This window comes from Kosakonia sp. H02, from assembly GCA_030704225.1.
Classification (GTDB): domain Bacteria; phylum Pseudomonadota; class Gammaproteobacteria; order Enterobacterales; family Enterobacteriaceae; genus Kosakonia.
The window spans coordinates 583,106-602,722 of sequence record CP131915.1 but is presented as its reverse complement, the minus strand read 5'-3'; the positions used below and the strand labels follow the sequence as shown (position 1 = coordinate 602,722).

General features: G+C 53.9%; 21 protein-coding genes, 2 pseudogenes and 1 other annotated feature. Of the genes and pseudogenes, 9 read left to right on the top strand and 14 right to left on the bottom strand.

Annotated features, from left to right (window positions below; all coding sequences use genetic code 11):
- Positions 1 to 15 precede the first annotated feature (15 nt).
- A complete protein-coding gene (fliD, locus tag Q5705_02880; protein ID WLI77526.1) occupies positions 16 to 1,425 on the bottom strand; it encodes a flagellar filament capping protein FliD in 1,410 nt (469 codons plus the stop codon).
- A gap of 244 nt (positions 1,426 to 1,669) precedes the next feature.
- Between fliD and Q5705_02875 the strand changes: the two are divergent.
- Positions 1,670 to 1,795 (top strand): annotated as a pseudogene (locus tag Q5705_02875) (flagellin FliC).
- Here the strand turns inward: Q5705_02875 and clsA are convergent.
- Positions 1,795 to 2,412 (bottom strand): annotated as a pseudogene (gene clsA / locus Q5705_02870) (cardiolipin synthase ClsA). The pseudogenes Q5705_02875 and clsA overlap by 1 nt on opposite strands.
- Positions 2,413 to 2,553: 141 nt before the next feature.
- Here clsA and Q5705_02865 point away from each other — a divergent pair.
- Both Q5705_02865 and Q5705_02860 read left to right on the top strand, forming a co-directional pair.
- A complete protein-coding gene (locus tag Q5705_02865; GenBank protein ID WLI77525.1) occupies positions 2,554 to 2,727 on the top strand; it encodes a YciY family protein in 174 nt (57 codons plus the stop codon).
- Between the two features lie 52 nt (positions 2,728 to 2,779).
- Positions 2,780 to 3,118 (top strand): SMR family transporter, encoded by a 339-nt coding sequence (locus tag Q5705_02860; protein WLI77524.1) that lies wholly within the window; start codon positions 2,780 to 2,782, stop codon positions 3,116 to 3,118.
- A 43-nt stretch (positions 3,119 to 3,161) separates the two neighbouring features.
- Here the strand turns inward: Q5705_02860 and Q5705_02855 are convergent, their stop codons facing one another.
- The gene (locus Q5705_02855) at positions 3,162 to 3,458 is read right to left on the bottom strand and encodes a YciI family protein (protein WLI77523.1); all 297 of its coding nucleotides are present in this window, start codon (positions 3,456 to 3,458) and stop codon (positions 3,162 to 3,164) included.
- A 209-nt stretch (positions 3,459 to 3,667) separates the two neighbouring features.
- Between Q5705_02855 and tonB the strand changes: the two genes are divergently transcribed.
- Complete coding sequence (tonB, locus tag Q5705_02850; protein WLI77522.1) at positions 3,668 to 4,390, top strand: TonB system transport protein TonB; 723 nt, start codon at positions 3,668 to 3,670, stop codon at positions 4,388 to 4,390.
- A gap of 26 nt (positions 4,391 to 4,416) precedes the next feature.
- On the opposite strand, the gene yciA is transcribed toward tonB, so the two are convergent.
- The 4 genes from yciA to Q5705_02830 all read right to left on the bottom strand — a co-directional run bounded on the left by yciA (position 4,417) and on the right by Q5705_02830 (position 6,684).
- Entirely contained in the window at positions 4,417 to 4,818 is a 402-nt protein-coding gene (gene yciA, locus Q5705_02845; GenBank protein WLI77521.1) for an acyl-CoA thioester hydrolase YciA, read from the bottom strand.
- A 99-nt stretch (positions 4,819 to 4,917) separates the two neighbouring features.
- A complete protein-coding gene (locus tag Q5705_02840; protein WLI77520.1) occupies positions 4,918 to 5,460 on the bottom strand; it encodes a septation protein A in 543 nt (180 codons plus the stop codon).
- Positions 5,461 to 5,511: 51 nt separating this feature from the next.
- The gene (locus Q5705_02835) at positions 5,512 to 6,255 is read right to left on the bottom strand and encodes a YciC family protein (protein ID WLI77519.1); all 744 of its coding nucleotides are present in this window, start codon (positions 6,253 to 6,255) and stop codon (positions 5,512 to 5,514) included.
- Positions 6,256 to 6,279: 24 nt separating this feature from the next.
- Complete coding sequence (locus Q5705_02830) at positions 6,280 to 6,684, bottom strand: YkgJ family cysteine cluster protein (protein WLI77518.1); 405 nt, start codon at positions 6,682 to 6,684, stop codon at positions 6,280 to 6,282.
- A gap of 280 nt (positions 6,685 to 6,964) precedes the next feature.
- Between Q5705_02830 and ompW the strand changes: the two genes are divergently transcribed.
- Entirely contained in the window at positions 6,965 to 7,600 is a 636-nt protein-coding gene (ompW, locus tag Q5705_02825; protein WLI77517.1) for an outer membrane protein OmpW, read from the top strand.
- Positions 7,601 to 7,652: 52 nt separating this feature from the next.
- Here ompW and trpA read toward each other — a convergent pair whose 3' ends face one another.
- Genes trpA through Q5705_02800 form a run of 5 tightly spaced genes read right to left on the bottom strand, consistent with a single transcriptional unit; the run spans position 7,653 to position 14,185 of the window.
- Entirely contained in the window at positions 7,653 to 8,462 is an 810-nt protein-coding gene (gene trpA / locus Q5705_02820) for a tryptophan synthase subunit alpha (GenBank protein ID WLI77516.1), read from the bottom strand.
- On the bottom strand, positions 8,462 to 9,655 hold the full coding sequence (gene trpB / locus Q5705_02815; GenBank protein WLI77515.1) for a tryptophan synthase subunit beta: 1,194 nt from the start codon (positions 9,653 to 9,655) through the stop codon (positions 8,462 to 8,464). The genes trpA and trpB overlap by 1 nt, the downstream gene beginning before the upstream one ends.
- 10 nt (positions 9,656 to 9,665) lie before the next feature.
- Positions 9,666 to 11,024, bottom strand: a complete 1,359-nt coding sequence (gene trpCF / locus Q5705_02810) for a bifunctional indole-3-glycerol-phosphate synthase TrpC/phosphoribosylanthranilate isomerase TrpF (protein WLI77514.1) — start codon at positions 11,022 to 11,024, stop codon at positions 9,666 to 9,668.
- A gap of 3 nt (positions 11,025 to 11,027) precedes the next feature.
- The gene (trpD, locus tag Q5705_02805; protein ID WLI77513.1) at positions 11,028 to 12,623 is read right to left on the bottom strand and encodes a bifunctional anthranilate synthase glutamate amidotransferase component TrpG/anthranilate phosphoribosyltransferase TrpD; all 1,596 of its coding nucleotides are present in this window, start codon (positions 12,621 to 12,623) and stop codon (positions 11,028 to 11,030) included.
- Positions 12,623 to 14,185 (bottom strand): anthranilate synthase component 1, encoded by a 1,563-nt coding sequence (locus Q5705_02800; GenBank protein ID WLI78953.1) that lies wholly within the window; start codon positions 14,183 to 14,185, stop codon positions 12,623 to 12,625. The genes trpD and Q5705_02800 overlap by 1 nt, the downstream gene beginning before the upstream one ends.
- Positions 14,186 to 14,207: 22 nt before the next feature.
- Positions 14,208 to 14,302, bottom strand: a sequence feature (Trp leader region).
- A gap of 161 nt (positions 14,303 to 14,463) precedes the next feature.
- Here Q5705_02800 and rnm point away from each other — a divergent pair.
- The 3 genes from rnm (at position 14,464) to rluB (ending at position 16,942) form a co-directional block, all read left to right on the top strand.
- A complete protein-coding gene (gene rnm, locus Q5705_02795) occupies positions 14,464 to 15,348 on the top strand; it encodes an RNase AM (GenBank protein WLI77512.1) in 885 nt (294 codons plus the stop codon).
- Positions 15,345 to 15,965 carry an L-threonylcarbamoyladenylate synthase gene (locus tag Q5705_02790; GenBank protein ID WLI77511.1) on the top strand — a complete coding sequence of 207 codons (621 nt, stop codon included), beginning with the start codon at positions 15,345 to 15,347 and terminating at the stop codon, positions 15,963 to 15,965. Before rnm ends, Q5705_02790 begins: the two co-directional genes overlap by 4 nt.
- Positions 15,966 to 16,063: 98 nt before the next feature.
- Positions 16,064 to 16,942 carry a 23S rRNA pseudouridine(2605) synthase RluB gene (gene rluB, locus Q5705_02785; GenBank protein WLI77510.1) on the top strand — a complete coding sequence of 293 codons (879 nt, stop codon included), beginning with the start codon at positions 16,064 to 16,066 and terminating at the stop codon, positions 16,940 to 16,942.
- A gap of 30 nt (positions 16,943 to 16,972) precedes the next feature.
- Here rluB and cobO read toward each other — a convergent pair whose 3' ends face one another.
- Both cobO and Q5705_02775 read right to left on the bottom strand, forming a co-directional pair.
- A complete protein-coding gene (cobO, locus tag Q5705_02780; protein ID WLI77509.1) occupies positions 16,973 to 17,563 on the bottom strand; it encodes a cob(I)yrinic acid a,c-diamide adenosyltransferase in 591 nt (196 codons plus the stop codon).
- Positions 17,560 to 18,315 carry a YciK family oxidoreductase gene (locus tag Q5705_02775; GenBank protein WLI77508.1) on the bottom strand — a complete coding sequence of 252 codons (756 nt, stop codon included), beginning with the start codon at positions 18,313 to 18,315 and terminating at the stop codon, positions 17,560 to 17,562. The genes cobO and Q5705_02775 overlap by 4 nt, the downstream gene beginning before the upstream one ends.
- A 226-nt stretch (positions 18,316 to 18,541) precedes the next feature.
- Here Q5705_02775 and sohB point away from each other — a divergent pair, with 226 nt between their 5' ends.
- Positions 18,542 to 19,588, top strand: coding sequence for a protease SohB (gene sohB / locus Q5705_02770; protein ID WLI77507.1), 1,047 nt, complete (start codon positions 18,542 to 18,544; stop codon positions 19,586 to 19,588).
- The last annotated feature ends 29 nt before the right edge of the window (positions 19,589 to 19,617 follow it).

Sequence of the window (19,617 nt, the reverse complement as noted above, 5' to 3'; positions counted from 1 at the left end):
TCAACTAATGGTTTATCAACTCAAAGCATTAAACTGCTGAGTCAGATAGTTCCCTGTGTTGGTCAGGGAAGAAACTAACTGACTTAAACTTGTAAACTGTGTTTTGTAACGCGCCATTGTCGCCGTGATCTGGTCATTCACCGAGGTGTACTGGTCGGCAAGCTGCTTAAGCGTTTTGTTAATCCCGTCGGTGGCGTTCTGTACGCTACCGTCAGTACCTAATACCTCTTTCAGCAGGTTGCTGGTCTCGGTCGCAAAGCCGGTGGTTTTACCGTCACCCGACAAAAACGACACCACGTCGGCGGATTTTTCACTCAGCGCCTTATCAAGCTTGGTGCTGTCAACGGTCAGTTTGCCAGATAAATCCTGGGTAATACCCAGTTGCGATAGTACGGTAAAACTGCCCGCGTCTGACTGTACAGTGGATAACTGCGAGCGCAGACGCGTCTGAATGTTACGCAGCGTCGCGTCGCCTATCAGATCCCCGTTTGAGCTGTCCTGCGCGTCACTACCCTGATCCACCGCCGTGTATTTGGTCTGGTTGGCAATGGTGGTTTGCAGGGAGTTGTAAGCATCCACATACGCCTGTACCGCAGCTATCATCGGCGCATTATCTTTGGTCACTGACAACGTTTCCGCGCTGGTGGTCAGCTTATCCAGCGTCAGCGTTACCCCTTCCGGCGCATCGGTGATGGTGTTGCTGCTACGGGTAATCTCAATCCCGTTAATTTTCACCTTCGCATCAGACGCGGCAACCTGCTGCGTCATGGTATTGCTGGCGCTGCCGGTGTTGGTCGAATCATAGCTAATGTACTTCGCCAGTTCCGTATCATCCGTGGTGATCGTCATCTGGTTAGTTGTACCGCTGTCGCGTGAGGTCAGCGCCAGGTAATAGCTGTTGTCATCCGCTTTAATAATGCTGGCGGTGACGCTGCCCTGTTGGGCGTTAATCGCATCGCGCATATCCGCAAGGCTGGTCTTATCGCTTGCCAGCGTCACGGTCATCGGGTCTTTTTGCCCCGGTTGCGTAATAGTAATGGTACGAGAACTCAGACTGCTATCACCCAGATCGGTGTCTTTACTGGCTACTTTCGGGCTCAGCAATGACTGCGATGCGGCCAGCGAGGTGACTTCAACGGAGTACGTTCCTGCCGCCGCATCGTTATCCAGTGCGGCACTGAATGCCGTATTGGTACTTGATACTTTCGTTCCTGCAATCGCCGAGGTGTTCTTCAGTGCATCAGCGGCGGTTTGCAGCTTGGTCAGGGAGGTTTGTACTACGCCCCAGGCCGTCAGTTTTGCTTTATACGATGTCTGCTGAGTAGTAATAGGCGTCAGCTTGGTCTGTTCAGCTGTCTGCAAATTGTTATACAACGTATTGAGATCCAAGCTTGTGCCTGCGCCGAGTGAACTAACACTTGCCATTTTTTCATCCTTCAGTTTTAGACAATCACTGTGGAGAGTATCGGCAGCGACGTCGAAAAGATTAGAAGGTTTTTTTTAAAACAATGGCGGAATAAAGAGGGAGAATCACGGGCAGTTTATCGCTTTAAAAAAATGATCTTTTTTTCTAAAGGTTGTTCTGAGGCTGTCGATAATCAGGTTAACGGTAAGAAAGCCGTAGGCAGATGCCTGAATCCGATAACTTTATTAATGAAGGATAACTATCATGGCTGTTATTAATACTAACACCCTGTCACTGTTGACCCAGAACAACCTGAACAAATCTCAGTCATCTCTGGGCACCTCTATCGAGCGTCTGTCTTCCGGTCTGCGTATCAACAGTGCCAAAGATGCTTCGACCACTTCAATCCCGGCATTGCGCATCATTGACGCCCAGGGGCTACGGAAAAATGTCACGCTGCCTGCGGAGTCCAGCAACAAACGGCAGTGTACGCCGCGCCGCGCAGCCGCCATCAGCGATTCGGCAACCTGGTCTGCCATGCCGCCGGGCTGCCAGATATAGAACACCATCTCGATATTATGCCGGGCGAGCTGAATATCGCGGATCAGCGCCTGCATAACATCGTCGGTGGAGGTCAGAAGTTGCAACTGGTTGCCTTTTACCCCGGCAATGCCCTGGCGACGCTCGCACAGTTTAAACAGAGAAGCGGCAACGCTGCTGTTTTCATCGGCAAAAATACGTTTGAATTGCTTGAGATCGTTGAGCCATTTGGCGGTGGAAGGCCACATGGCGCGGGCGCGCTCCGCCCGCCGTTTACCGAGGTGCAGCTCACCAAGGGACAAGTAAGCAATAATGCCCACCAGCGGCAGAATATAAATAATTAACAACCATGCCATCGCCGAGGTCACTGCCCGGCGTTTCATCAGAATGCGCAGGGTTACACCAGCAATCAGTAGCCAGTAACCTAAGACAATCAGCCAACTCATCACGGTGTAAAAAGCAGACATTGAAAAAAATCCTTTTTAAAATCTGTGTCAGTTGAGTTTACGCATAAGGATTCATCTGGCAAATAAAAACGCCGAAAAGCGCTGGCCTGCCGGGCCTGACGCACTATAATGACCGCTTCTGTTGAGTGTCAGGTTAGAGAAATGAAGCGTAGTCGAACAGAAGTTGGGCGCTGGCGTATGCTGCGGCAGGTTGGACGCCGTAAAGCGCGCTGGCTGGAAGCGCAGTCTCGCCGTAACATGCGCATCCATGCCATCAGGAAATGCGGCGTCAACCGCCATCGTAATGTGCTGCTGTTTGCCATTTACGATATCTGAAGCCCGGGCACCGAAATGGTGCCCGCGGTCGTTAAGGAAAGTGACAAACGACATGAATAAAGAAGCCCTGATTTTTCTTGGTATCGCGATTGTCATGGAAGTGATTGCCACCACGGCGCTGAAATCCTCCGACAGTTTTACCCGTCTGCTCCCCAGCATCATCAGTATCGCGGGGTATTGCATTGCATTCTGGTGCCTGACCATCCCGATGCGCAGTATTCCAACCGGCATCATTTATGCTATCTGGTCCGGTGCCGGGATTGTGCTGATTGGTATTGTGGGTTGGCTGGTCCATGGGCAGAAGCTGGACTTACCCGCAATGCTGGGTATGGGGCTGATTATCGCCGGGGTAATAATTATTAATTTGTTTTCGAAAAGCGTTGGGCATTAAGCAGGAAGAGGGGGCAACGGCGTTCGTGTTGCCCCGCGATGTATCAGAACACTTTTTTAAACGGCTTCACCGTCACATTCTGGTAAACCCCGGCGGCAACATACGGATCGGCTTCCGCCCAGGCTTTTGCTGCTTCCAGTGATTCAAACTCTGCGATAACGGTAGAGCCGGTAAAACCCGCCGCACCAGGATCGTTACTGTCAACGGCGGGCATTGGCCCCGCAGTCAACAAACGGCCTTCATCGTGCAGCAGTTGCAGCCGTGCCAGGTGAGCCGGGCGCACGGATAAGCGTTTTTCCAGGGAATCGGCAATATCTTCAGCAAAAATAACGTACAGCACAGAGCATGCTCCTTACTTATCAGAAAGCCATAACGTATGTGAAAGGTGTACTGACTGCAATGCAAAGATATCGTCAGGCAATATTCTCTGCGTGAGCTGCGTTTTTTTACTCATTTTGCCCGTTAATTTTTCCTGTAAGCAGATGGCTTGTTGAATATGATTGCTATTTGCATTTAAAATCTAGCTCTGGTTTTTTAACTGACACGATTATGACTTCAATGACCCTTGATTTACCTCGCCGCTTTCCCTGGCCGACGCTGTTGTCCGTCGCCATTCACGGAGCCGTGGTGGCGGGTCTGCTTTATACGTCGGTACATCAGGTTGTTGAACTGCCCGCACCCGCACAGCCTATTTCTATCACCATGGTTGCGCCTGCCGATCTTGAGCCGCCGCAGGTGGTCCAGCCGCCGGAACCGGTTGTCGAACCGGAACCCGAGCCGGAGCCTATTCCCGAGCCGCCGAAAGAAGCGCCCGTGGTGATTGAAAAACCCAAACCAAAGCCGAAACCGAAGCCAAAACCGGTGAAAAAAGTTGAGCAACCGAAGCGTGAAGCAAAACCGGTTGAACCGCGCCCGGCCTCGCCGTTCGAAAACAATACGCCTGCGCGCACGGTGGCAAACCCAACGCCGTCGCCCGCCAGCAAGCCCGCACCGTCTGTTCCGACCGGCCCGCGCGCGTTAAGCCGCAACCAGCCGCAGTATCCGCCGCGTGCGCAGGCGCTGCGCATTGAAGGTCGGGTAAAAGTGAAATTTGATGTGACCCCGGATGGCCGTGTGGAAAACGTCGAGATCCTCTCCGCGCAACCGTCGAACATGTTTGAGCGTGAAGTGAAAGCCGCCATGCGCAAATGGCGCTACGAACCCGGCAAGCCGGGCTCAGGGCTGATAGTGAACGTGGTCTTCCGCCTGAATGGCGGCACGACAATGGAATAAGAGAAGCCTCCGTCCGGAGGCTTTTTTTACGGCTGCGATGGCAGCGGACGCGGTTTCCCGTCGTTATCCACGGCTACATAAATAAAGAGTGCTTCTGTGGCCTTATAGCGTTGACCAATCGGCTCAGACATGACTTTTTTCACCCACACTTCGACATTGATAGTAATGGAAGTATTCCCGCGCTTCACACAGCTGGCGTAGCAGCACACCACGTCGCCGACGGCGACCGGGCGGTGAAACGTCATGCCATCCACCCGAACCGTGACCACCCGACCATGGGCGATTTCTTTGGCCTGAATAGCACCGCCCATATCCATTTGAGACATTAACCAGCCGCCGAAAATATCACCGTTGGCGTTGGTATCTGCTGGCATTGCTAATGTGCGTAAAACAAGTTCGCCCTGAGGCGCAACTGACGGAGTAGTCATTGTTATCTCTTCTGTGATGAGGGATTTCTGGCGGGATGCTACTACGAATGCGGGGCGTTCGGAAAGAAAAAAGCCAGGCGTTTAGCCTGGCTTAGCGGGTCAGGATTTGTCATCCTGTGCGGGCATATGCCGGTAAATATAAACACCGCTCAGCACGGTAAATACCAGCGTCATGATGGTAAGGCCAAAGACTTTAAAATTGACCCACACGTCGAACGGCAGCCAGAAAGCGATATAGATATTCGCCAGTCCACATGCAATAAAGAACAGCGCCCAGGCGATATTCAGTTTTGCCCATACAGCGTCCGGTAGGGATAACTCTTTACCGAGCATGCGCTGAATCAGCGTTTTTTTCATCACCAGCTGGCTAAAAAGCAGCGCGACAGCGAACAGACCGTAAATCACCGTCACTTTCCATTTAATAAACTCCACATCGTGGAATTTAATCGTCAGGCCACCAAAAATGGCGACCAGCACAAACGTAATCAGCGCTACTTTTTCCACTTTGCGATAGCGGATCCAGCAATAGATCAGCACGATCGCTGACGCAACGATCAGCACTTTGGTCGCGGCAAAAATATCGTAAAGCTTATACACCACGAAAAAGAGCGCCAGCGGGAGAAAATCAAGAAACTGCTTCATTCTACGATTCCATCATAAGGGGCTACCCGCGCGTGCGGGCAACCGGGACAATCATGCACGCATCAACATATAGAGGCGGAACAGGTAAATGAGCAGCGCCGCCGAAATCAGGTTACTGACGGTATTGGCGATAACCGCGCCGACTTCCGGCGTAAAGACCGCCAGGTGATGGGCGAACATCAATAACACGGTTTTAGCCAGCAACCAGCCCATCACCGCCGGTGCGACCAGGCGCATATTGGCCCAGCCCAGCCGCATGCTGTTACGCATTGCCGCGAAAATACCCATCTTATCCTGGACAAGCATCACCGGAGCGAAAGACAGCAAAATCGCCAGAATCACGCCAGGCACGATGATAAACATAATGCCGATCTGCACGATAAAGGTGGTAAGCATGATCAACAGGAATAACTTTGGCAACACTGGCGCGCTGGCACCGATGGCTCGCAGCGCACTGACTGGCTGGCCGGCAGAGATCATCTGAATAAGCAACAACACGCCGCCTGCCAGAATCGCATTGCCAATAAGGCCGGAAAAAGTCGATGCCGCCGACGCACGCAGCAGCACCTGCTGTTGTTCCGGTGTCATATTCTGCACCAGATCAAACAGGCCGACGCTGCCCGCCAGGTTATCACCTTCAGACAGAATGGAGAGTTGCTCTTCGCTGGGCGAAAACGCATGCCCAAGCATCGCGGTGATAAAGGCACACAATAATGCGATCAGTAAAATCGTAATGAACTGATTACGAAAAAAATTCCCCGTGTCACGGTAAACGGACTTCGCCGTGATAGACATGCACTCTCCTTGAGTATAGCGGTGTTAATTGGCGGGCAATTGTACCCCGAATACACCCTCAGTGGCAGCATCACTGCTTGTATGGATAAGCATATCTTTGTAAAGAGGCGGCAAACCATAGCGGGCGCGGGCGCGATCACAGGCTTCATTCACCTTGCCGCCTTCTCCGGACAGGGGAAATTCACGGCACGGTGAAGGCCTTCCTTCATAAATGCTGCAACGGGCCGACACGCCCGGCGTGCCTTCCAGCGCCACGCAACGGCTTTGCTTCTGATTCGTTCCGCGCATACAGCGCAAAAAAGGCGTGAGTGGCTCAGTGAATTGAGCCGGGACAGGGCCGCCAGCGTCATCCGCTTCAGCCCAGTAGAAAGAGACACGAAAATACGCACAACAGGCTCCGCACGACATGCACGGATTGAGATCGCTCATGGCACACCTGCACTTAACGACGCATCAACATTGTTAGTCAGGCCGTTAAATTAGCGCTGGCGCATAGCGGGCACAAGAGGGTTGCAGAGGTATATTTTTAACCCCTTCACAAAGCAAAAATTGATGCAATAACAAAAGTTAATGAGTGTATGGGTTAGCGAAAATTAACCCAGATCAATGAATGTTAAATTACAGGGTCAAGTGTGATCTGCATTAGATCACTTTGTACTCAATAGTGGGTATATTCACGGCGCGATAAAACCTCAAACATGGAGTGGATATGAAGAAGTTAGCCGTGGCAGCATTGATCCTGAGCAGTATCTCCGGGGGCGCATACGCGCACGAAGCAGGCGAGTTTTTCATTCGAGCCGGTTCGGCCACCGTTCGCCCAACAGAAGGTTCCGATAACGTATTAGGCAGTCTGGGCAGTTTTAATGTCAGTAATAACACCCAGCTTGGTATCACCATGACATGGATGGCGACCGATAATGTGGGTGTTGAGTTGCTGGCCGCAACGCCGTTCCGCCACCGCGTGGGTACCGGGCCAACCGGTGATATTGCAACCGTGCGACATCTGCCACCTTCGCTGATGGCACAGTGGTATTTCTTTGATTCCCAGAGCAAAGTGCGCCCGTACATCGGGGCCGGTGTGAACTACACCACCTTCTTTGATGAGAAATTTAACGATACCGGCAAAGAGGCGGGTCTCTCTGATTTGAGCCTGAAAGATTCGTGGGGCGTCGCCGGGCAAGCGGGTGTGGATTACTTAATCAACCGCGACTGGCTGATTAACATGTCGGTGTGGTGGATGGATATCGATACCGATGTGCGCTTTAAAGCGGGTGGCGAGCAGCAAACCGTCCATACGCGTCTCGATCCGTGGGTATTTATGTTCTCGGCGGGTTACCGTTTTTAAAGCAACAGCGGAAACTGGCCGTGATAAGACCAGTTTCCACTTTCATTCACGATTAACGTGCCAGAGTTGCCGCTTTCAGGCTCTGCACAAATGCTTTCAGCTCACCCAGCATGGCTGTTGGGTTGTCCAGATTCTTCTCGATAATTTTCACAATCGCAGAACCGGAAATTGCGCCCGCTGCACCGGCTTCGATGGCCGACGACACCTGATCCGGCGCTGAAATACCAAAGCCCTGCAATGCCGGCGCCGCATGGTACTCAGTCAGTTTTTCCACCAGATGATGCAGCGGCAGCGCGGCGCGGTTTTCCGCACCCGTTACGCCTGCACGAGACAGCAGATAGGTATAACCGCGACCGTAAGAGGCTATCTGGCGCAGCAAATCATCGTCCGCATTCGGCGGGCAGATAAAAATCGGCGCAATATTATGGCGCAGTGCTGCCTGGCGGAACGGTGCAGACTCTTCAATCGGCACATCAGCGACCAGCACCGAATCGACCCCGACTTTCTCGCACTGGGCATAAAACTCATCAATACCGCGGCTGAATACCAGGTTGGCATACATCAGCAGACCAATGGGAATGGCAGGGTGTTTCTGGCGAATCGCCGCCAGCATTTCAAAGCACTGGCTGACGGTAACGCCGGAAGCAAAAGCGCGCAGGGTAGCACTCTGGATAGTTGGGCCGTCGGCCAGCGGGTCGGAGAATGGAATGCCTAATTCCAGCGCATCTGCACCCGCCTCAATCAATGTATCTACAATATTCAGCGACTGTTCCGGCGAGGGATCGCCCAGCGTAACGAAGGGAACAAAGGCACCTTCCCGGCGCGCGTTAAGCTGCTTAAACAGGTTGTCATAGCGTTCCATCAGATTTCGCCTCGCGCTTTCAGAATGTCATGAACGGTGAAAATATCTTTGTCGCCGCGCCCGGAAAGGTTAACCACCAGTAGCTGCTCTTTTTGCGGATCTTCGCGCATCATTTTCAGTGCATGGGCCAGTGCGTGGGAGGACTCCAGCGCCGGGATAATCCCTTCATGACGGCACAGCGTTTTAAAGGCATCAAGCGCTTCATCATCCGTGATCGAGACATAATCGGCGCGACCGGTACTGTTTAAATAGGCATGCTGCGGCCCAACCGACGGGAAATCGAGCCCGGCGGAAATAGAGTAAGATTCTTCAATCTGCCCCTCTTCGGTCTGCATCATCGGCGATTTCATACCGAAATAGATACCCACGCGACCGTGCTTCAGCGGTGCCCCGTGTTCGCCTGTTTCAATGCCATGACCCGCCGGTTCGACACCGATTAACCCAACGGACGCTTCGTCGATAAAGTCTGCGAACATGCCAATGGCGTTAGAGCCGCCGCCCACACAGGCGATGACTGCATCCGGCAGCCGCCCTTCTTTTTCAAGGATCTGTGCTTTGGTCTCTTCACCAATCATCCGCTGGAATTCACGCACGATAGTCGGGAACGGGTGCGGGCCTGCCGCGGTTCCCAGCATGTAATGCGCTTTTTCATAGCTGCCAGACCAGTCGCGCAGCGCTTCGTTACAGGCATCTTTCAGCGTTGCAGAGCCGCTGTGTACCGGGATCACTTCTGCACCCATCAGACGCATACGAAAGACGTTCGGCGACTGGCGCTCAACATCTTTTGCGCCCATATAGATGCGGCACTTCAGGCCGAGCAGGGCACTGGCAAGCGCCGAGGCTACACCGTGCTGTCCCGCGCCGGTCTCGGCGATAATTTCGGTTTTGCCCATCCGTTTTGCCAGCAGAGCCTGGCCTAACACCTGGTTGGTTTTGTGCGCGCCGCCGTGCAGTAAATCTTCCCGTTTGAGATAGAGCGTAGTGCGCGTACCGGCGGTGATATTCTGGCATTTGGTCAGCGCTGTCGGACGCCCGGCATAGTTTTTCAGCAAATCGGTAAATTGTTGCTGGAACTCAGCATCGCTCTGGGCGCTGACAAACGCCTCTTCAAGCTGGCGCAGGGCAGGCATCAGGATCTGGGGGACATACATCCCGCCAAACTCGCCAAAGTACGGATTCAGTAATGTCGTCATCTCTTATTCCTTAATAAGCGCGCAGTGTGCGGAAAACCGAGGCCAGTTTGCTGGCATCTTTAATACCCGGTTCCGACTCCACGCCTGAATTAAAATCAAGTCCGGCACAGCCAGCTTTTGCCGCCTGTACGCAATTGTCTGCACCTAAACCGCCTGCCAGCAACACATTATCGAGGGATTCGCCAGCCAGCAGAGACCAGTCGAAGCTTTTGCCGCTACCGCCCTGGCCGTTGTCGAACAGGTATTTATCCACCTGTTGCAAGTTACGCGGCGGGAGCGTGTCGCCGACGCTGAGCGCTTTCCAGATTTGTGTCTTTGCCGCAAGCACGGCGCGCAAGGCATCGACATAAGCCTGATCTTCCTGGCCGTGTAACTGCACGGCGAACAGACCGTGTTTTTCGGCTTTAGCGGCCACGTCTTCAACTGGCGCGTTACGAAACACGCCGACATAGTGGAGCGGCGCGCCTTGCATGACCTCGCGAGCCTGCTCGTCATTGACAGCACGGGGTGAAGAGGGAACGAAAATCAGCCCGCCATAAATGGCTCCAGCTTGATACGCAGCTTGTGCATCCTGCGGGCGGGTCAGGCCACAGACTTTGTTTTCACCTAATAATACGCGTTTGACGGCGGCATCGAGATCGTCCTGGGACATTAAGGCGGAACCAATCAGAAACCCGTTGGCAAAATGGCTCAATTCGCGCACCTGGGCGTAGGTATTGATCCCGGATTCGCTGATAACCGTAACACCTGCACCGAGACGCGGCGCAAGCTGGCGCGTGCGGTTCAAATCAATGGAAAGATCGCGCAGGTCGCGGTTATTAATGCCGACCACTTTGGCGTCCAGCGCAATGGCGCGCTCCAGTTCTTCTTCGTTGCTCACTTCGGTGAGCACACCCATATTGAGGCTGTGTGCTACCGCTGAAAGCTGGCGATATTGCTCGTCATTCAGCACCGAGAGCATCAGCAGGCAGGCATCCGCCTGGTAATAACGCGCCAGGTAAATTTGATACGCGTCGATAATAAAGTCTTTGCACAGAATCGGTTGCGGGGCGATGCCGCTGACGATGCGCAGAAAATCGAAACTGCCCTGAAAATATTTCTCGTCGGTTAGCACGGAAATGGCCGACGCGTGATGCTGGTAAACGCTGGCGATCCGCGCCGGATCGAAGTCATCGCGGATCACGCCTTTCGATGGCGAAGCCTTTTTGCACTCAAGGATAAACGCGGTATGCGTACCGCGCAGGGCATCGTAAAAACGGCGCGAACTGGGCTCCACTTCATTTTGAAAACTGACCAGCGGTTGTTGCTCCTTGCGCGCCGCAACCCATACGGCTTTGTCGGCGACGATTTTCGCTAAAACGGTCTGCATTTTTTACCCTCTTGCCGCAAGTGCGGTGACTTTGTCGTAGGCTGCCCCGCTGTGCAGCACATCCAGTACTTTTTGCGCGTTAACCTGTAAATCTTCTTCACCGTGTAAACGCATCAGCATCGCCACGTTGGCGGCCACGGCGGCTTCATGCGCGGGCTCGCCTTTACCTTGTAATAAGCGTGTCAGAATGTCACGGTTTTCTTCCGGCATGCCGCCAGCCAGCGCGTCCTGATGATAAGGCGTCAGGCCGAAGTCTGCGGCCGTCAACTGATAGCTTTTGATCTCTCCATCATTAAGCTCTGCCACCACGGTTGGTGCATGAAGTGACACTTCATCCATGCCGCCGCTGTGTACCACCGCTGCACGTTGATAACCGAGAACGCGCAGGGTTTCGGCAATCGGCAACACCAGTTCTGCGCTATAAACGCCAATCAGCGCCAGTGGCGGATGCGCCGGGTTGATCAACGGCCCAAGCACATTAAACAGGGTGCGCGTTTTCAACTGCTGACGCACGGGCATCGCGTGGCGAAAACCGGTGTGGTATTTCGGCGCGAACAGGAAGCAGACTCCCAGCTCATCCAGCGCCGCGCGGGATTTATCGGCATTCATATCCAGATTGATGCCAAAAGCGGCCAGCAAGTCCGATGAACCCGAGCGGCTGGAAACGCTGCGGTTGCCGTGTTTCGCGACTTTCAGCCCGCACGCCGCAGCGACAAACGCGCTGGCAGTGGAAATATTAATACTGTTGCTGCCGTCGCCGCCGGTACCGACGATATCAGCAAAAGCATAGTCAGGGCGTGGGAAAGGCGCTGCATTTTCCAGCAGCGCGGTTGCCGCACCGGCAATTTCCTGCGGATGCTCGCCGCGGATTTTCATACTGACCAGCGCCGCTGCCAGTTGCTCTGGCTTCAATTCTCCGCGAACCACGGCAGAGAAAAGCTGGTGGCTCTCTTGCTGGCTCAAGGTTTGCGCCTGGTAGAGTTTTTCCAGAATCGGTTGCAATGTATTGGTCTGTTCCAGCTTTTGCAGCGCCCAGGCCAGCGTCTGTTCCAGCAAACGCGCGCCCTGCGTCGTCAGGATGGATTCAGGATGGAACTGGAAACCGCAAACGCGATCGGCGTCGTGGCGAACTGCCATCACCATGCCATTAAAATGCGCATTAATGGTCAACCCGGCCGGAATGTTGCTGCCGACAAGCGAGTGGTAACGCGCAACGGGCAGCGGGTTGCTTAAACCAGCAAACATCGCCTGGCCATCATGTTCGATACTGGACGCTTTACCGTGCAGGATTTCCCCCGCCTGACCCACATAACCGCCATACGCTTCAACAATCGCCTGATGACCCAGACAGATGCCGATAATCGGCAATTTTCCGCGCATGCGCGTCAGTAATTCCGGCATACAACCCGCTTCGGACGGCGCACCAGGGCCTGGCGAGAGCATCAGTACCGGGTTTTGCATGGTCGCCAGCCGGTCGATTAAGGTTTGGGCCGGAACATGGTTGCGATAAATCACCACATTGTGCCCGCTTGCACGCAGCTGATCCGCCAGGTTGTAAGTAAAAGAGTCGATATTATCGAGCAGCAGAATATCAGCCATCAGAACGTCTCCTGTGCGTGGTGTGCGGTGGCGATAGCGCGCAGAACCGCGCGGGCTTTATTGCGTGTTTCGTCGGCTTCAGATTGCGGTACGGAGTCCAGTACCACGCCTGCACCGGCCTGTATCGTTGCCACACCGTCCTCAACCCAGGCGGAGCGGATAACAATGCAGGTATCCAGATCGCCATGGGCGGTAAAATAACCGACTGCGCCACCGTAGCTGCCCCGACGTGAACCTTCCGCCTCGGCAATCAGCTGCATGGCGCGTACTTTCGGTGCGCCGCTCAGCGTGCCCATATTCATGCAGGCACGATAAGCATGCAGGACATCTAAATCCTGGCGTAGCTCGCCAACCACACGGGAGACCAGATGCATCACGTAAGAATAGCGATCGACTTTTGTCAGATCGGCAACGTAGCGGCTGCCAGGGGTACAGATACGCGCTAAATCGTTACGCGCCAGGTCAACCAGCATCAAATGTTCGGAGAGCTCTTTATGATCGGTTCGCATGTCCAGCTCGATGCGGCTATCGAGGTCGCGATCGAGTGAACCATCCGGGCGGCGACCGCGCGGGCGCGTACCGGCGATAGGGTAAATTTCAATCTGACGGTTGCTGGCATCGTATTTCAGCGAGCTTTCCGGGGAAGCGCCAAACAGGGTGAAATCTTCATCCTGCATAAAGAACATATAGGGGCTTGGGTTACTCTTTTTCAGCACTTCATAAGCCGCAAGCGGTGACGGGCAGGGCAAGGTGAAACGGCGTGAGGGCACGACCTGGAAAATTTCCCCGGCGCGGATCGCTTTTTGCATTTTACGCACAATATTGCCGTACTCTTCATCGCTCTGGTTGCAGTCACAACGCATATGTTCAACGGTCTCAACCGGCAGCGGCGCGGCGGGGGTGTCAATCTGCTGGCGCAGCATATTGATGCGTTGCAGCAGGCGATCTTTTTCGCTGGCGGCGTCGGTAAACAGGCTCGCCTGAATGCGCGTCTGCTGTTTCTGGTGGTCGATCACCAGTAAGGTTTCGGCGAGATAAAAGCAGTAATCCGGGCAGCGGCGGTCATGATTCAGACTGGGCAGCTCTTCAAAACCGGCCACCAGGTCATAGGCGAACAGACCGCCGAAAAACATCGCTTCGCGCTCTTCAACGGGAACATCAACCAGGCTCTGTAATAAGCGAAATGCATCGAAAACCGAGAGCGAGCAGAGACGGGCGTCTTCATCAAGCAGATTGCTCACCGCAGGAAAGCGCAGCTCGCGGCCATCTGCCAAAACGGTGTTTTCCACGCCTGCGGGAAGCGCCTTATCAAGCAAAGCGAGCAGGGCTGCGCCATTGGCGGTTAATGCGCGAATCGTGACGGTGTCACCTAATGCGGTAATGCGCAATGCGCTGTCTACCAGTAGCAGGCTTTTTAAATCATTTTTACTGTCGATATCCGCTGATTCGAGCAACAACGTTGCCGGGCGATCGGCGCAGAGTTGGTGGAACAGCGCCGTTGGATTGCCACGGTAGCTGGCTTGACTGGTTAAAAGTTCGAGTGCCGGTTTTTGCATTTGCAGTGTCGCTCTCATAAATTTGTTCAAAAAAAAGCCCGCTAAGTGAGCGGGCCTGGTATCGGTATGCTGAATGCGCACGTGATTTCACAGCCCTGGTCAGGGAGTGCGCCACCAGCGGTTGGAAGAGAAATGTGCATTCATTTTCGTGATACCTTGTTGAGTGAACTTGCGTACTAGTTAACTGGTTCATGGAAAGAAAGTCAAGCCGCGATTTTAGAAAATAATGCATGAGCGTTATGATAGTGCACAAACAGATGTCCTGATGAATTAACGGAGCCGCTTTGAGCGACACGAATTACGCCATTATTTACGATCTTCATAGCCATACCCGCGCCTCCGATGGCCTTCTTTCCCCCGAACAACTGGTGCATCGCGCGGTTGAGATGCGTATCGGAACGCTGGCGATTACCGATCATGACACCACGGATGCCATTCCCGCCGCGCGCGCCGAAATTGCCCGCGCCGGGCTGAATTTGCAGTTAATCAGTGGTGTGGAAATTTCCACGGTTTGGGAAAATCACGAAATTCATATTGTTGGGCTGAATATTGATATTGCCCACCCGGCGATGCGTGACTTTTTACAGGCACAATCGCAACGTCGTACCGATCGCGCGCAGCTTATTGCCGAACGGCTGGAGAAGGCTCATATCCCCGGCGCATGGGAAGGCGCGCAGCGTCTGGCGCAGGGCGCGAATGTGACGCGCGGTCATTTTGCCCGCTTTCTGGTGGAGCAGGGCAAGGCGAGCAATATGGCCGATGTCTTCAAAAAATACCTTGCTAGGGGGAAAACGGGTTATGTCCCGCCTCAGTGGTGTACAATAGAACAAGCCATTGATGTGATTCATCATTCTGGCGGAACGGCGGTAATAGCCCATCCAGGGCGTTATAATCTGTCCGCTAAGTGGTTGAAAAGACTGCTGGCGCATTTTGCTCAAAGCGGCGGCGAGGCGATAGAAGTTGCCCAATGCCAGCAGGCTCCCAATGAAAGAGCGCAGCTCGCGGTTTATGCCCGTCAGTTCGGTTTACTGGCGTCGCAAGGATCGGATTTCCACCAGCCCTGCCCGTGGATCGAATTGGGGCGTAAGCTCTGGCTTCCGGCCGGTGTTGACGGCGTCTGGCTTAAATGGGAGCAGCCGCAGAACCCTATAGAGAAGAGGGAAGTATGAGTCAGTTTTTTTATATTCACCCGGATAATCCCCAGCCGCGTTTGATTAACCAGGCGGTAGATATCGTGCGTAAAGGCGGAGTTATCGTCTATCCCACAGATTCCGGCTATGCGCTGGGCTGCAAGCTTGAAGATAAAGGGGCGATGGAGCGTATTTGCCGCATTCGTCACCTGCCGGACGGCCACAACTTCACGTTGATGTGTCGCGATCTGTCGGAACTATCAACATATTCGTTCGTCGATAACGTGGCGTTTCGCCTGATCAAAAACAACACGCCGGGCAATTACACGTTCATCCTGAAAGGGACGAAAGAGGTGCCGCGCCGTTTGTTACAGGAAAAACGGAAAACCATCGGCTTGCGTGTGCCGTCGAACCCGATTGCGCTGGCGCTATTGGAAAACCTCAACGAACCAATGCTGTCGACCTCGTTAATGTTGCCAGGCAACGAATTTACCGAGTCAGATCCCGATGAAATCAAAGAGCGGTTGGCGAAAGAGGTGGATTTGATTATTCATGGCGGTTATCTCGGTCAACAGCCGACAACGGTTATAGATTTGACAGATGATTCTCCGGTGGTGGTTCGTGAAGGTGTTGGCGATGTTAGGCCTTTCTTATAGTGGCGCAAGCCGCTATACTACGCGGCCATTTCAGCAACGGCTTCGCCGAACTGATGACCCTATTCGACGCCTGTGAAGGCGACATCTAAGGATGCTCTATGAGCGAGAAACTACAGAAAGTGCTGGCGCGGGCTGGCCACGGCTCCCGCCGTGAAATCGAATCTATTATTGAAGCCGGTCGTGTCAGCGTTGACGGTAAAGTCGCTACGCTTGGTGATCGTGTTGACGTGACGCCGGGGCTAAAAATCCGTATTGATGGTCATCTCATTTCGGTGAAAGAGTCCGTCGAGCAGATCTGTCGCGTGCTGGCGTACTACAAACCGGAAGGCGAGCTGTGCACACGCAACGATCCTGAAGGTCGCCCGACGGTGTTCGACCGTCTGCCAAAATTGCGTGGGGCGCGCTGGATTGCGGTTGGACGCCTTGATGTCAATACCTGCGGGCTGTTGCTGTTTACGACCGACGGTGAGCTGGCGAACCGCCTGATGCACCCAAGCCGTGAAGTTGAACGTGAATATGCCGTGCGCGTGTTTGGTGAAGTCGACGACGCAAAATTGCGCGATCTGGCTCGCGGCGTGCAACTGGAAGATGGCCCGGCGGCCTTCAAAACCATCAAATTCAGCGGCGGCGAAGGCATTAACCAGTGGTACAACGTAACGCTGACCGAAGGGCGTAACCGCGAAGTGCGTCGCCTGTGGGAAGCGGTGGGTGTCCAGGTCAGCCGCCTGATTCGTGTGCGTTATGGCGATATTCCCCTGCCGAAAGGTCTGCCACGCGGCGGCTGGACGGAGCTGGATCTGGCGCAAACCAACTACCTACGTGAGCTGGTAGGTCTGGACGCGGAAACGCAGTCAAAAGTGGCGGTGGAAAAAGATCGCCGTCGCATGAAAGCAAACCAGATCCGTCGCGCTGTTAAACGCCACAACCAACCGGCCGGTAACCGCCGCTCTGGTGGTGGTCGTAGTAAAAACGATTAACAAAAAGGGGCGAAAGCCCCTTTTTAATGCTCAGTAATCAATCCCGATTTGCGCTTTTACGCCCGCTTCGAACGCATGTTTCACCGGTCGTAACTCGCTGACCGTATCCGCCAGTTCCAGAATATCGCGATGGCAACCGCGACCGGTGATGATCACTGTCTGTGTCGTCGGGCGGTTTTTCAATGCGTTCAGCACCGTTCCCAGCGGCAGATAATCGTACGCCACCATATACGTCAGCTCATCCAGCAGCACCATATCCAGACAGGGATCGGCCAGCATACGTTCGGCATGCTGCCAGACCGCAAGACAGGCGGCAGTGTCGCTTTCGCGGTTCTGTGTATCCCACGTGAAGCCAGTGGCCATCACCTGAAATTCCACACCCAACGGTTCCAGTAAGTTACGCTCGCCGTTCGGCCAGGTGCCTTTAATAAACTGGATCGCGCCCACTTTTTTGCCATGACCGACGGCGCGGGTGGCGGTACCAAATGCCGCCGTGGTTTTGCCTTTGCCGTTGCCGGTAAAAACAATAATTACCCCACGTTCATCCTGCGCAGCGGCAACGCGTGCATCCACGCGTTCTTTTACACGCTGCTGGCGTTGCTGGTAACGTTCTTCGCTCATTGTGAAATTCCTGGTTTACGTCCGGGTTGCGCGTCAAAGCTCATCCCGGTTTTACGGCGGCTGTCATCGCCCATCAGCCATAAATAGAGCGGCATAATATCGGCGGGGGTTTTCAGTTTTTGCGGATCTTCCGTCGGGAACGCGCTGGCGCGCATTTTAGTGCGGGTTCCGCCAGGGTTGATACAGTTGACGCGCAGACGGTTCTGATACTCTTCTGCCAGCACTTGCATCATCCCCTCGGTGGCAAACTTGGAAACCGCGTAGGCTCCCCAGTTAGCGCGCCCCTGGCGGCCCACGCTGGAGGAAGTGAACACCAGAGAACCACTTTCCGCGTTGAGTAATAAAGGAAGAAGCGCCTGAGTCAGATAAAAGGTCGCGTTGATATTCACCTGCATGACCTCGTCCCACATCGCCGGAACTTGCTCGCTCATCGGGCAAATATCTCCCAGCAAACCCGCGTTGTGTAGTACGCCATCAAGGTGCGGCGTAATGGCGGCAATATTATCCGCCAGTTGCTGGCAGGCTTCGGGCGTGCAGGTTGCCATATCAAGGGTGAACCACTGCGCCGTCTGCCCTTCGTCATTGATTAATTGTGAGACCTGGCGCAATTTTTCTTCGTTACGGCCCAGCAAAATCAGGTTGGCGCCGTGGCGGGCATAAGTCAGAGCCGCTTCTTTTCCAATACCGTCGCTGGCACCGGTGATAAGAATGATGCGGCCATTCAACAGGTCGCGTTGTGGCTGATAATGCACACTGTCTCCTCAGGCCGGAGCCTGTAATCACCTTCATGTGTTGGCTTTATGCCTTAAACGTCCGCCTATTTCAATCAGTCAAGGGGAGAGTTGCGCAACCTTTACACCCAGGAGTGTTAAAAAATTCAGCAACATGGCGGGCTGGATGTTTTGCTGGCGCGAGACGCGCCCGTATGGCTCATGTACACTGGTGCGATTGTCGAGTGAAGTAACCAAGGTGGTACGCATGGAATTACTGTCGGAATATGGTTTATTTTTAGCCAAAATTGCAACCGTTGTGGTGGCGATTGCGTTTATCGCGACGCTGGTCATTAATTTGACGCAGCGCAAACGCCAGCGGGGGGAGCTTAAAATCACCCGCTTGAGCGAACACTATAAAGAGATGCAGGAGGAGATGTCCGTCGCCTTACTGGGCCACCACCAACAGAAATTCTGGCACAAAGCACAGAAGAAAAAACTGAAGGCGGAAGCGAAGGTCGCAAAAGGCAAAGCGAAAACGGGTGAGTCGCAAGAGAGTGGCAAATCACGCGTTTATGTCCTCGATTTTAAAGGCAGTATGGATGCCGCAGAAGTCAATTCATTGCGCGAAGAGATAACCGCCGTGCTTAGCGTGGCGAAGCCGCAGGATCAGGTGCTTTTACGTCTCGAAAGCCCTGGCGGCGTGGTTCATGGTTATGGGCTTGCCGCTTCACAATTGCAGCGCCTGCGCGATAAACATATTCCGTTGACCATTGCCGTTGATAAAGTCGCAGCGAGCGGCGGTTATATGATGGCCTGCGTCGGCGATAAAATTGTCGCGGCCCCGTTCTCCATTATCGGTTCGATTGGCGTGGTCGCGCAGATCCCCAACTTCAACCGCTTCCTCAAAAGTAAAGATATTGATATTGAACTGCATACCGCCGGGCAGTTTAAGCGCACCCTGACCTTGTTGGGTGAGAACACGGAAGAAGGGCGACAGAAATTCCGCGAAAGCCTGAATGAAACTCACGATCTGTTTAAAGGCTTCGTCAGCCAGATGCGCCCGCAACTTGATATTGAAAGTGTGGCGACCGGTGAGCACTGGTACGGCACGCAAGCGCTGGAAAAAGGGCTTGTCGATGCCGTCGGCACCAGTGATGAACTGCTGCTGGGGCTTATCGAAAATCACGAAGTGATCGGCGTTCGCTATCAGCATCGTAAAAAACTGATGGAGCGGTTTACCGGCAGTGCGACCGAAAGTATCGATCGCTTGCTAATGCGCTGGTGGCAGCGCGGGCAAAAACCGATGATGTAAGCAAAACGCGAGGCCTGTGCCTCGCGTTT

What these genes read in the sequence shown, in the direction of transcription:
- fliD (WLI77526.1), bottom strand. Translation starts at nt 1,425, where the DNA reads ATGGCAAGTGTTAGTTCACTCGGCGCAGGCACAAGCTTGGATCTCAAT.
- Q5705_02865 (WLI77525.1), top strand. Translation starts at nt 2,554, where the DNA reads ATGAAGCGTAGTCGAACAGAAGTTGGGCGCTGGCGTATGCTGCGGCAG.
- Q5705_02860 (WLI77524.1), top strand. Translation starts at nt 2,780, where the DNA reads ATGAATAAAGAAGCCCTGATTTTTCTTGGTATCGCGATTGTCATGGAA.
- tonB (WLI77522.1), top strand. Translation starts at nt 3,668, where the DNA reads ATGACTTCAATGACCCTTGATTTACCTCGCCGCTTTCCCTGGCCGACG.
- yciA (WLI77521.1), bottom strand. Translation starts at nt 4,818, where the DNA reads ATGACTACTCCGTCAGTTGCGCCTCAGGGCGAACTTGTTTTACGCACA.
- Q5705_02840 (WLI77520.1), bottom strand. Translation starts at nt 5,460, where the DNA reads ATGAAGCAGTTTCTTGATTTTCTCCCGCTGGCGCTCTTTTTCGTGGTG.
- Q5705_02835 (WLI77519.1), bottom strand. Translation starts at nt 6,255, where the DNA reads ATGTCTATCACGGCGAAGTCCGTTTACCGTGACACGGGGAATTTTTTT.
- Q5705_02830 (WLI77518.1), bottom strand. Translation starts at nt 6,684, where the DNA reads ATGAGCGATCTCAATCCGTGCATGTCGTGCGGAGCCTGTTGTGCGTAT.
- ompW (WLI77517.1), top strand. Translation starts at nt 6,965, where the DNA reads ATGAAGAAGTTAGCCGTGGCAGCATTGATCCTGAGCAGTATCTCCGGG.
- trpA (WLI77516.1), bottom strand. Translation starts at nt 8,462, where the DNA reads ATGGAACGCTATGACAACCTGTTTAAGCAGCTTAACGCGCGCCGGGAA.
- trpB (WLI77515.1), bottom strand. Translation starts at nt 9,655, where the DNA reads ATGACGACATTACTGAATCCGTACTTTGGCGAGTTTGGCGGGATGTAT.
- trpCF (WLI77514.1), bottom strand. Translation starts at nt 11,024, where the DNA reads ATGCAGACCGTTTTAGCGAAAATCGTCGCCGACAAAGCCGTATGGGTT.
- trpD (WLI77513.1), bottom strand. Translation starts at nt 12,623, where the DNA reads ATGGCTGATATTCTGCTGCTCGATAATATCGACTCTTTTACTTACAAC.
- Q5705_02790 (WLI77511.1), top strand. Translation starts at nt 15,345, where the DNA reads ATGAGTCAGTTTTTTTATATTCACCCGGATAATCCCCAGCCGCGTTTG.
- rluB (WLI77510.1), top strand. Translation starts at nt 16,064, where the DNA reads ATGAGCGAGAAACTACAGAAAGTGCTGGCGCGGGCTGGCCACGGCTCC.
- cobO (WLI77509.1), bottom strand. Translation starts at nt 17,563, where the DNA reads ATGAGCGAAGAACGTTACCAGCAACGCCAGCAGCGTGTAAAAGAACGC.
- sohB (WLI77507.1), top strand. Translation starts at nt 18,542, where the DNA reads ATGGAATTACTGTCGGAATATGGTTTATTTTTAGCCAAAATTGCAACC.